This is a genomic window from Pseudobythopirellula maris (assembly GCF_007859945.1).
Classification (GTDB): Bacteria; Planctomycetota; Planctomycetia; order Pirellulales; family Lacipirellulaceae; genus Pseudobythopirellula; species Pseudobythopirellula maris.
The window spans coordinates 364412-376202 of sequence record NZ_SJPQ01000003.1 but is presented as its reverse complement, the minus strand read 5'-3'; the positions used below and the strand labels follow the sequence as shown (position 1 = coordinate 376202).

Below are 11791 nucleotides of genomic sequence, written 5' to 3'. Positions count from 1 at the left end.
ACCTCCGACCTCTCTCCTCTGACATCTTCCCACCCATGCGTCTCGGCTTGTTCGGCGGCAGCTTCGACCCGGTGCACCGCGGCCATCTGCTGCTGGCCGAGTGCTGCATGGAGCAGGGCGGGCTCGATCGCGTGTGGTTCGTTCCGTCGGCCGTGCAGCCCCACAAGCCCGGCGGGCCCGTGGCGGGCGACGCCGACCGTGTGCGGATGCTGAGGCTGGCCCTTGAGGGGCGTCCCGGCATGGAGGTCTCGACCCTTGAGGTCGAGCGCGGTGAGGTGAGCTACTCGGTCGACACCCTGCGGGAGATCCGCCGTCAACTGCCCGACGCCGAGCTGTTCTTCTTAATGGGCGCCGACACGCTGCACGATCTGCCAACGTGGCGAGGGCCCGCCGAGGTGCTCGCCCTGGCGACGCCGATGGTGGTCTGCCGCCCCGGCGAGCCGGAGCCCGACTTCGGCGTGCTGAGCGGCCTGGTGGGCGGCGACCGGCTGGCCGCGATCGCGGCCAGCCGGGTCGCGATGCCCGCCACCGAGGTGAGCAGCAGCGACCTGCGTCGCCGCATCGCGGTGGGCGAGCCGTGGCGAGAGATGACGGACGCCGCGGTGGCCGACGACATCGAGGCTCACAAACTGTACGGGTTGGGCAACCGCGAACAGTGATCGGCGGCGCCCGAGGGCGTCGCGCGGCGTGCTATCACGTGGGACTGGGAAGACTGAGGCGCCCGATCGGCCCCGCTCTTAACGTGTGCAGTGGGCCGAAGCGAGGCGACGATAGCCTTAGTACGCGACACCCACGCGTGCTTTCCACCAGCCGTCGTCTCTCTCACTCTCACGGTACAGCTATGCCCCATGGCCAGGCGGCTTCTGACTCTTCCCACGATCTGCCCGAGCCGGGGCGTGTCGCCGAGCTGGAGCGGCAGGTGCAGGCGTTGCGGGCCGAGCTGCTCGAGGCGCAGAAGATGACCGCCTTGGGCGAGCTGGTGAGCACCACCACGCACGAGTTCAACAACGTCCTGACGACGATCCTCAACTACGCCAAGCTCGGCCTGCGGCACACCGACGAGCCGACCCGCACCAAGGCGCTGGAGAAGATCTACGGCGCCGGCCAGCGGGCCGAGAAGATCACCAACAGCGTGCTCGGCATGGCCCGCAACCGCGGGGCCGAGGCGGCGCCGACCGACCTGTCGGCCCTGGTGGCCGAGACGCTCGTGCTGCTCGAGCGTGAGATGCAGAAGTACCGCGTCCAGGTCGAAACGTCGTACGAGACCGAGCGGCGGTCGATGGTCATCGCCAACCAGATCCAGCAGGTGCTGATGAACCTGCTGACGAACGCCCGCCAGGCGATGCCGCGCGGCGGGCGGGTGATCATCCGCGTCGCCGAGGACCCGCAGGCCGGCACGGTCGACCTGGTGGTGCGCGACACGGGCGAGGGGATCCCGACCGAGAGTTTGCCGCGGATCTTCGAGAAGTTCTACAGCACGAAATCGGGCCCCGACGAGACGGGCAAAGGGGGCGCCGGCGTGGGGCTTTCTGCTTGTCGCGAGATCATCGAGGCCCACGGCGGCCGGCTGCGGGTGGAGAGCAAGGTGGGGGTCGGCACGGCGTTCACACTCAAGCTGCCCGTGGCTCAAGAAACGGTGCTCGCGCCGACGCCGAAGCTGGGGCTGCCGATCTCGGCGGCGAGCAACGCCACGGCGTGAACGCCCGCGGATCGACCCCTGTAGGGACCGCCCTCGGTGGCGGTCCGAGCCCCGGCAAACGGGCTTTTTCCCGGGGTGCGTTGTGCGGTGTCGTTGTGCGCCACGGCCGTGAACCCGGGGCTGGAACGCCACAGAGGGCGTTCCCTACAGATGGCGCGAGCTTCAAGCGCCGCCCAGCCGCTGCTTGATGCGGCTGAGCATCTCTTGCTCGAGCGGCTCGTCGCGGCCGATTGGGATCCAGCGATCGGAGACCAGGGTGCGGTCGACAGGCGTGAGCCGGTCCGTGGGCAGCGAGGTGTCGCTGCGCAGCGCGGCGGCGCCGGCGGTGGCGAGCTCGGGGCTCGGCAGGTCCTCGAGCTGCTTGTCGACTCGGACCGCGACGTTGTACCCGGCCCCGGTCGGCTCGACCCGCACCAGCGCCTTGCGCCGGACGGTTTGCAGCGTGCTCTGCCAGCGGTTGTAGGAGCCGACGGAGTCGTCGCGCCACGGCTCGGCGACGGTCGAGGCGATCTGGAACGGCGTTTCGACGTGGCCCTCGGTGAGCACGGCGCCGACCTGGTGGACCCGCTCTTCGCTTTGGATTGGGAAGTAATCGCTCACCACGTCGGCGATGGCGTCCCAGGCGGCGTTGTGGTCGCGGACGGGAACCGACAAGGGGTTCGGCAAACGGTTCTTGACCACCGGCCCCGTGGGCAGGCCGAAATCGGGGCTGATGGCGCCACCTTCCTGCGGCAGCACGTCGAACCAGCCGGTCGTCGGCGCCGCCGTCGTGGCGCCGGGGGCGCCGTACGTGTTGGGGGCTCCGGAATAAGGCGAGCCGTAGTAGGGGGCGCCGTACGCCGGGGGGCATGCGGGCATCGCCTGGCAGGGGCCGCAGACCTCGCCGCCCGGTTGGCAGTAACACGACTCGCCCGGAGCGAAGTAGGTCGGAGCGCACGGGGGAGCGGCCATCACGATCGGCGCCACGCCGTAGGGAGGGGCGGTCGCCAGCGGCGGCGCCACGGCCGGCGGCGGCGTCTCGAACACGCCGCAACCCGCGCACACGAGGCACGCGGCGAGCGAGGTCGAGATGAGCAGCGGGCGCAGCATCGGCACGGCGAACGGGGCGGGGGCGAGAACAAGGGCGGCGGATGCTCGCCGATTCGCCCGCCGCCGGCAAGAGCGCTTCTGCTAGCAGCGAGCGCATGGCGAGCCGTGAGCGTCAGCGACCGCAGTTGCTGGTAGTACGCAACGGCGCCCCAGCAACTCCGGGGGCTTACGCCCGCCGGCTCGCCGGTCAGGGAGCCTCGGCCGCCACGGCGTTGACGCGCTCTTTGGCGTACCACGCGCGCAAGACGCTCTCGGCCTGCTTGCCGTAGACGCAGAAGCCGCGGTCTTCGGCGGCCTGGGACTCGGGGTAGAGCCTGGCGGGCCAGTCCCACCAGGCGTATCCCATGAACCATGGTTCGTCCCAGAAGACCTCGAAGAACGCCGCGTAGTAGTGGGCCTGCTCCTGCTGATCGGTCGGGCTGTCGGGCTTGTCGCCGGGATGGGTCCAGGGGTAGCGGGCGCAGCCGCGTACGCTGCAGACCCCGGACTCGATCATCAGCACCGGCAGCCCGTGCCGCTGGCTGACCGCGCGGAGCTCGTCGCGCACGCGCTCCAGCGAGGCGACGATCTCGGCCTTCGGCGTGGTGGTTTGGATCGCCTCGTCTTCGGTTGCGCCGCCGGCGGGCGGGGTGGGGTAGTAGCCGCTCACACTGATAAAGTCGACCGCGTCCCAGAAGGCGAGCTGGTTCTCGCGGCCGTGGTTGATGTCGTACGTGATTGGCCCCGAGTAAACGGACCTCACGCGAGCGATCGCGCTGCGCCACTCGTTGACGAACTCCTCGGTCGAGCTCATCTCGCAGCCCAAGCAGAGGGCGTCGGCCTCGGTCTCCTCGGCGATTCTTGCGTAGTGGTCGAGGAACGAGGTGAAGTTGCCCCAGAACTCTTCCCATTTGGCCAAGTCCTTGGTCTGTCCCTCAAGGAACTCGGGCTCGTCGCCCCACCGGTTTTCGACGCCCGTCTGGCCGGCAGCCAGCTCCTCCTCCGTGAGCGGGCGGAAGAAACGGATCCAGGCCCGCCACGTGCCGTCGTCGACGTTGACGGTCGGCTTGAGGATCACCCGCAGACCGTTCTCGCGGGCGAGTCCGACCGCGCGGCGGACCTCGTCGTCGCTCACCATGCGCGGGGCGTCGTCGCCCCATGTGAAGTGGGGGTTGTCGTAGGTCGTCAGGTTCGCCGCAAAGGCGATGCAGACCGTGTCGGCGCCGGTGGCGGCGAGCTTCTGCATCGACACGGCCGCCTCCGGGCCGGCGTAGTCGCCGCGCACGCCGACCCAGCCCCACGAGTGGCCTTTGACGAACCCTAGAGGCTCAACCGCCTGAGCCGTGAGCGGCCCCAGCAGCATAGATAGGAGTAGAGCGAATCGGAGCTGTGGGAGGTGCGGCATAGAAGCGGCCGATCGAGGGCGGACGGCGAGAAGGGCAGGGGAAGACGAGTCCAGCGATGAAGAGGGCCTTCGAGGCGCCGGTAGGACGCCCGTATAAGTGCTGGTAAAGTGCTTGACCTGTACGGTAATCCGGCCCGGGTCGTTCGTCTAGCGTTGCGACGGGAGACTAGGGGCAGAAAAGCACGGCGGCGCCGAACGATTGCACTGCCGCTTTCTCTTAGGCTCCTCGGACTTCAAGTCTCAGAAGCGGAGGCAGCGGCGGAATGGCCAAGAAAATCGATCAAATCAAGCTGATAAAATACTTGAACATATCGATGGCTGCGGTTAGTCTTGGCGTGCTAGAGGCGTCGGTTTAGCCGCTGCAGGTTGGTCAATATGTCGTCCAACGGGGCGGCAGGGGCGACGCAGGCGTTGTCGTCCGGCTGCCAGTCGAGAGGCGCCCTATTCCCTGGGGCGTCAGCCGCGATTGCGATTGCGATTGGCGGCATACGTGGCCTTACCGATAAAAGAACCCGACTGCGGCTCCACGGCAGGGCCTGACTAGGCCCGCCGGGAGCCATGCGCAACCGCGCTGCACCAAATTGTTGTTGAGGACTTACACGAGATGAGCAAACTCAGTGCGCTCGGTGGCGAGGCGGCTGGCGCGGCGGTAGAGTCGCGGCCCTTCCCTTGGCAAGACCGCCCGGCGGGTTGTGACGAGGTGGTTTGGCGTCACAGCGAAAACCCGATCATCCCACGCAGCCCTTTCCCTGGGGTCCAGGGGATCTACAACAGCGCGGTCGTGCCGTTTGGCGAGGGCTACATCGGCGTGTTCCGCACCGAGAAGCGGACGCGTTTCCCGCTGCTGCACGTCGGCCGCAGCCCCAACGGGCTCGAATGGGAGATCGACCCCGAGCCGATCGAGTTCGCCAACTTCGAGAGCGCCCCGAACCACTACGCCTACGACCCGCGCGTGGTCGAGATCGAGGGGACGTACTACATCAGCTGGTGCGGCGGCCACAACGGGCCGACGATCAGCATGGCTTCGACCCAAGACTTCCAGACGTTCGAGCGACTCGAGAACGCCTTCTTGCCGTTCAACCGCAACGGCGTGCTCTTCCCGCGTAAGATCAACGGCAAGTACTTCTTGCTGAGCCGCCCCAGCGACAACGGCCACACGCCGTTCGGCGACATTTATGTAAGCCAGAGCCCCGACATGACCCACTGGGGCGTGCACCGCTGGGTGATGGGCCGCGGCGGCGACGAGGTCGGCCAGTGGTGGCAGCGCACGAAGATCGGCGCCGGCCCGATCCCGATCGAGACGCCCGACGGCTGGCTGATGATCTACCACGGCGTGATCGACACCTGCAACGGCTTTGTATACAGCATGGGCGCCGCGCTTTTGGACCTTGATGAGCCGTGGCGGGTGCTCCATCGCACCGATCAGCACCTGCTCACTCCCGAGGCCGAATACGAGGTCTCGGGGCACGTGCCGAACGTGGTGTTCCCGTGCGCGGCGCTCGTCGACGAGCCGACCGGCCGGCTGGCGATCTACTACGGCGCCGCCGACACCTGCTCCTGCGTCTGCTACGCCAAGCTGGACGAGTTGATCGAGTTCACCAAGAACCATTCGGCCGTTTTTTAAACCGGCCCCGATCGGTCGCTACACGGCCGCCTGGCGGCTAGCTATGATCGACCACTGCGGGCCCCCGGCGAGGCGCCTTCGGGCGGAGCGCCTGGAATCCCGCCCTTGTCTCCTTATCGCTGTCTCATTAGGCGCCGTCCGCCGCGGAGCGCCTCTTGAATCGCAGCCCGTCTCCTCGCGGTGAGCGTGCATGAACGAGTTGCACTGGATCGACGGTGCGATCCTGATCGTCTACCTGCTGGTGACGGTGGGGATCGGCTTCTGGATCTCGAAGCGGGCCTCGAAGAACCTGCGCAGCTACTTCCTGGGGGGCAACCAGATCCCCTGGTACATGCTGGGATTGTCGAACGCCTCGGGCATGTTCGACATCAGCGGCACGATCTGGCTCGTCTACCTGCTGATGGTCTACGGCGTGCACAGCGTCTGGATCCCGTGGCTGTGGCCGGTCTTTAATCAGATCTTCTTGATGGTCTACCTGTCGGTCTGGCTGCGCCGCAGCGGCGTGGTGACCGGGGCGCAGTGGATCCGCTTCCGCTTCGGTGACAGCCAGGGTGCTAAGCTAGCCCACATGATCGTCGTGGTGTTCGCGCTGGTGAGCGTCGTGGGGTTCTTGGCGTACGGGTTTGTGGGCGTGGGCAAATTCGCCGCCGAGTTCCTGCCGCAGATCGTGGAGCACCCGACCGACTTCGAGTCGATAGCAGACCCGGCCGCGCTGAATGATGCGCTCGCCGACAAGGCGTGGAACGAGAAGGCTTGGGGGCTCATCATCACCGCTCTGACCACGCTCTACGTGGTGAAGGGGGGCATGTACAGCGTCGTGTTCACCGAGGTCTTGCAGTACTCGATCATGACCGTGGCGTCGCTCTGGATCGGCTGGATCGCGATCTGCCGCGTCTCGCCCGAGATGCTCGCCGCCTCTGTGCCCGAGGGCTGGGACCGGTTGTGGTTCGGTTGGCGGCTCGACTCGGACTGGTCGGGCCTCTTGGAAGGGGCCAACGCGAAGATCGCCAGTGACGGCTACGAGCTGTTCGCGATCTTCTTCGCCCTGATGGTTTTCAAAGGGATCCTGGGCAGCATGGCGGGCCCGGCGCCCAATTACGACATGCAGCGCATCCTCTCGGCCCGCACTCCCAAAGAGGCCGCCTACATGAGCGGCTTCGTGAGCCTGGTGTTGTTTGTGCCGCGGTACGTGCTGATCGCCGGCGTGGCGGTGCTGGCTCTCGCGCTGATGTCGGGCGAGCTCAACGCCCAGGGCGCCGGGGTCGACTACGACAACGTGTTGGCGATGGTCATCGATCGCTACGCCCCGGTCGGGCTGTTCGGCTTGCTCGTGGCGGCCCTGCTCGCGGCGTTCATGTCGACCTACGCCGCCACGGTGAACGCCGCCCCGGCTTACGTGGTGAATGACATCTACAAGCGCTACATCAACCCCGATGCGAGCGACAAGACCTACGTCCGCATGAGCTACGCCGTGTCGATCGCCGTCGTGTTGATCGGCACGCTGTTGGGGCTGAGCCTCACGGGCGTGAACCAGATCGTCAACTGGATCGTCAGCGCCCTCTTCGGTGGCTACACCGTGGCCAACGTGATGAAGTGGCACTGGTGGCGGTTCAACAGTTATGGGTACTTCTGGGGGATGCTCGGCGGCATGGCGCCCGCGCTCTACTTCGCTTGGCACTACCAGGGCGAGAGTGTGCTCTACGGTTTGGAGAAGAATCTTGCGCTCTTCCCGGTGCTGCTGGCGGCTTCGCTCTTGGGCTGCGTCGCGGGGAGCCTGCTCACGGAGGCCGACGACCGCGAGGTGCTTAAGAACTTCTATCGCCGCGTGCGGCCGTGGGGTTTCTGGGGGCCGATCCACGAGGAGGTCTTAGCCGAGCACCCTGGGCTTGTGCCCAATCGTAATTTCCCGCGCGACGCCTTCAACGTGCTCGTCGGCGTGGCGTGGCAGACGTCGCTCGTGGCGATCGGCATTTACCTCGTGCTGCAAGATTACACGGCCGTCGGCTGGGCCACTGGCGTGGCGGTCGTCAGCATGCTGGTCCTCAAGTTCAACTGGTACGACAAGCTCGAAGACTACCCGGCCGACCTCGGCCCCGCGGAGCTGGCCTCGATCGGCGAGGGGGAGGAGACCACTGCCGGTCTCGTGACAGACTCAGGACCCCAACCGGAGGGCGCCGTATGAACGCTTATCGACCCCGCGTTTTCCTGCCGCCGGTCCTGGCGAGCCTCGTGCTTATGTTCGCGCCGACCACGCTCTTTGCGCAAGAGTCGGTGTTCGAGCACTTCGTCACCCGGCAGGGCGACCAGCTCTTCGACGGCGACAAGCCGGTGCGGTTTGTCTCGTGGAACATCCCCAACCTGCAAAGCATCGAGGACGCGTTCAGCTTCTTAGGCGAGTCGCCCTGGCGCTGGCCCAATCGGTACGAGATCGCCGACGCGCTGGAGAGCACCCGCCAGATGGGCGGCACGGTCGTGCGCACTTACGTGTTGAGCGTCAAACGCGAGGGCTCCGACATGGGCGACCATGTCCACGTGCTCGCCCCCGGCGAGTTCAACGAGGAGGCCTTCCGGGCGCTTGACCTAGTGTTGGCCGAGGCCAACCGCCGCGGAGTGCGGGTCTTCATCCCCTTGGTGGACGAGTGGCACTGGATGGGTGGCGCGCGGCAGTACGAGGCGTTCCGCGGCAAGCCGGAGGGGGCGTTCTGGACCGACCCGGAGGTGATCGGCGACTTCCTCAAGACCGTCGAGTACATGATCAACCGCCGCAACACGGTCACCGGCCAGCTCTACCGGGACGACAAGGCGATCTTCTGCTGGGAGACCGGCAACGAGATCACGTCGCCCGCGTCGTGGACCAAAATAGTCGCGGCCAAGATCAAGGAGCTCGACGCGAACCACCTCGTCATGGACGGCCGCTCCTTGAAGGGCGTTCCCCCTTGGTCGCTTGAGGACCCGAACGTGGACATCGTCACGACGCACCATTACCCCGGTCCGGGGCGCGACATCCCGGCCGAGGTCCGCACGGCGATCGCCGCCGCGGCGGGCAAGAAACCGTACTTGGTGGGTGAGGTTGGTTTTCTGCCGACCGACGAGATGCGCGAGATCTTCGACGACGTGATCGCTTCGCGCGCGGTGGGGGTGCTCGGCTGGAGCCTGCGGTTCCACAACCGCGACGGCGGTTTCTACGCCCACAGCGAGCCGGCCGCCGGCGGGAGCTACAAGGCGTACCACTGGCCCGGGTTCCCCTCGGGCGCCGCCTACGACGAGAGCGGGCTGCTCGAGCTGATGCGTGAGAAGGCGCACGCGATCCGCGGCGTCGAGCCGGGGCCGTTGCCCATTCCCGAGCCGGCCCACCTGCTGCCCACCGACGACGTGGCACGCCTCGCGTGGCGTGGATCGACCGGCGCCACGGGTTACCACATCGAGCGGGCGCCGACGGCTTCGGGCCCTTGGGCCACGATCGCCCACGACGTGAGCGACGCGGCGGTCTATTACCGCCCGCTGCACGCCGACGAGTCGGCCGTGCCGGGATCGCAGTATTTCTACCGTGTGATAGCGAAAAACAGCGCGGGCTCGGCCGCCCCCTCCAATGTGGTCGGCCCGGTCAGCTGCGAGCACCGGGTGCTGGTCGACGAATTGGCCGACGACAGCCGCTACTCCGAGGCTTCCGGCGCCGTGATGCGGCGTGGCAACGCTCGGTTAACGCAGGAAGATAGCCATTGTTTGACCCTCGAACCGGGGGCCTCGGTTGCTTACGATGTCCCAAGCGGGTTGCGATCGTTCGTGTTGCACTGCTTTACCACGGGCCCCGAGACGCCTGTCGTCGTGACAACCGGCGCGGGAGACCCGATCAGCGTCCGACGCGAAGTCTCGCGCCGCGACGCGGGCGACTACGGCTACCTGACCCCGGTGCTGATCACCGCCGAGGGTTTGTCGGGCGAGAACGGGCGCCTCGTGATCGCTTCGCCGGAGGGAGGGGAGACGGTCCATCTCTCACGCGTCGAGATCCGCTACGGAGACAGAGGCAAGACGTGAGCCATGGAGTTACTCCTAGTATCCCCACACCCAGGAACCTGTCCGCGATGCACTCTTCTCTCTTCCGAATCGCAACCCTGACACTCGCTCTCCTGATGACAACCGCCACCGCCGCTCCGAAAGCCATGGGTCTCGAAACGATCGCTCCCGGCCAGTTCTCGCACTACGACGCCGAGCTGGCGCCGGTGCTCGAGGCGATGACGCTGGCCGAGAAAATCGGTCAGATGACCCAGGCCGAGTACAACCAGATGCCGAGCTTCGAGGACATCAAAGAGCTTTGTCTCGGCTCGATCCTCAGCGGCGGCGGCTCGGACCCGAAGACGACCAACGACTTGGTCGGCTGGACCGACGGCTACGACGATTGCCAGAAGCAAGCGCTCTCCACGCGGCTGGGGATCCCGATCCTCTACGGCATCGACGCGGTGCACGGCAACAGCAACGTGCCCGGCGCGGTGATCTTCCCGCACAACGTGGGGCTGGGCTGCGCTAACGATCCGGGTTTGGTCGAAGAGGTTGGCCGCATCACGGCACTCGAGGTGCGTGCGACGGGAATCAACTGGAATTTTGCCCCCTGCGTGACCGTGCCGCGCGACGAGCGTTGGGGTCGGGCGTACGAGGGCTACGGCGAGGATCCGGGCCTTGTCACGGATCTCGGCGTGGCGATGATCCGCGGCCTGCAGGGCGACCGGCTGTCCAGCGACCCGCTCCGCATCGCCGCCTGCGCGAAGCACTTCGTCGGCGACGGCGGCACCACGGCCGAGTGGCGAGACGCCAACTGGCCCGGCTTCGCCGCGGGCGAGAAAATGCGGCTCGACCAGGGCGACACGCGCGTCGACGAGGCGACCCTGCGCCGGGTGCACCTCTCGCCGTACGGCCCGGCCATCCGCGCCGGGGCGCCGACCGTGATGCCCTCCTACAGCAGCTGGAACGGTCTGCGCTGCTCGGGCAACAAGTACCTGCTCACCGACGTGCTGAAGGGCGAGCTCGGCTTCGAGGGCTTTTTGATCTCCGACTACAACGCCATCGACCAGCTCGACGACGATTACAAAGAGGCGATCAAGATCTCCTGCAACGCCGGCATGGACATGTTCATGGTGCCGGTCCAGTACCGCCGCTTCATCACGCTGCTCACCGAGCTGGTCGAGGAGGGCGAGGTCCCCATGGAGCGGATCGACGACGCGGTGCGACGCATCCTCCGCGTCAAAGCGGCGATGGGCCTCTTGGACAAAGACGGCTCGTTCCTCGCCGACCGCTCGCTCCACGAGCAGTTCGGCTGCCAGGAGCACCGCGACATCGCCCGCCGCGCGGTGCGCGAGTCGCTCGTGCTGCTCAAGAACGACGGCGTGCTGCCGCTGGCGAAAGACGCCAAGCGGATCCACGTCACGGGCCTGGGCGCCGACGACATTGGCCTCCAGTGCGGCGGCTGGACCGTCGAGTGGCAAGGCAAGGCCGGCGCCATCACCACCGGCACGACAATCCTCACCGCGATCCGCGGCGCGGCCAACGACGCCTGCGAGATCACCTACACGGCGGATGGCTCCGGTGCCGAGGACGCCGACGCCTGTGTGGTGGTCGTTGGCGAGACGCCCTACGCCGAAGGCTCGGGAGACGACGGAGACCTGGAGCTATCGGACAACGACAAGGCGGTTCTAGCCGCCGCCCAAGAGGCGGGCGTTCCGACCGTGGTGCTGCTGCTCTCCGGACGACCGATGATGGTCGCCGACACGATCGACGCGTCCAACGCCTTCATCGCGGCGTGGCTCCCCGGCACGGAAGGGCAGGGGGTCGCCGACGTGCTGTTCGGCGATTACGCCCCCACCGGCAAGCTCTCGGTTACCTGGACGAAAACGCTCGACCAACTCCCGCTGAACGTCGGCGATGAGCCGTATGAACCCCTCTTCGATTACGGCTACGGACTCACCTACGAATAACCAACAGCCGCACGCCGCTTGCCCAGCTG

Annotated in this window: 8 protein-coding genes; 6 read left to right on the top strand and 2 right to left on the bottom strand. The window is 66.9% G+C overall.

The window, feature by feature from the left end:
• Positions 1 to 35 precede the first annotated feature (35 nt).
• Both nadD and Mal64_RS14320 read left to right on the top strand, forming a co-directional pair.
• The gene (nadD, locus tag Mal64_RS14325) at positions 36 to 659 is read left to right on the top strand and encodes a nicotinate-nucleotide adenylyltransferase (protein WP_146401429.1); all 624 of its coding nucleotides are present in this window, start codon (positions 36 to 38) and stop codon (positions 657 to 659) included.
• A 182-nt stretch (positions 660 to 841) separates the two neighbouring features.
• Entirely contained in the window at positions 842 to 1699 is an 858-nt protein-coding gene (locus Mal64_RS14320) for a sensor histidine kinase (RefSeq protein ID WP_146401427.1), read from the top strand.
• Between the two features lie 162 nt (positions 1700 to 1861).
• Here the strand turns inward: Mal64_RS14320 and Mal64_RS14315 are convergent, their stop codons facing one another.
• Both Mal64_RS14315 and Mal64_RS14310 read right to left on the bottom strand, forming a co-directional pair.
• A complete protein-coding gene (locus Mal64_RS14315) occupies positions 1862 to 2794 on the bottom strand; it encodes a hypothetical protein (RefSeq protein WP_146401425.1) in 933 nt (310 codons plus the stop codon).
• A gap of 181 nt (positions 2795 to 2975) precedes the next feature.
• Positions 2976 to 4172 carry a glycoside hydrolase family 113 gene (locus Mal64_RS14310; RefSeq protein WP_146401423.1) on the bottom strand — a complete coding sequence of 399 codons (1197 nt, stop codon included), beginning with the start codon at positions 4170 to 4172 and terminating at the stop codon, positions 2976 to 2978.
• A 604-nt stretch (positions 4173 to 4776) separates the two neighbouring features.
• Here Mal64_RS14310 and Mal64_RS14305 point away from each other — a divergent pair.
• The 4 genes from Mal64_RS14305 (at position 4777) to Mal64_RS14290 (ending at position 11762) form a co-directional block, all read left to right on the top strand.
• Positions 4777 to 5796: a glycoside hydrolase family 130 protein gene (locus Mal64_RS14305; RefSeq protein ID WP_146401421.1), complete on the top strand. Its 1020-nt coding sequence runs from the start codon at positions 4777 to 4779 to the stop codon at positions 5794 to 5796.
• Positions 5797 to 5986: 190 nt separating this feature from the next.
• Positions 5987 to 7978 (top strand): sodium:solute symporter family protein, encoded by a 1992-nt coding sequence (locus tag Mal64_RS14300; protein ID WP_146401419.1) that lies wholly within the window; start codon positions 5987 to 5989, stop codon positions 7976 to 7978.
• Complete coding sequence (locus Mal64_RS14295) at positions 7975 to 9831, top strand: cellulase family glycosylhydrolase (protein ID WP_146401417.1); 1857 nt, start codon at positions 7975 to 7977, stop codon at positions 9829 to 9831. Before Mal64_RS14300 ends, Mal64_RS14295 begins: the two co-directional genes overlap by 4 nt.
• A gap of 47 nt (positions 9832 to 9878) precedes the next feature.
• A complete protein-coding gene (locus Mal64_RS14290; protein WP_197525777.1) occupies positions 9879 to 11762 on the top strand; it encodes a glycoside hydrolase family 3 protein in 1884 nt (627 codons plus the stop codon).
• Positions 11763 to 11791: the final 29 nt, after the last annotated feature.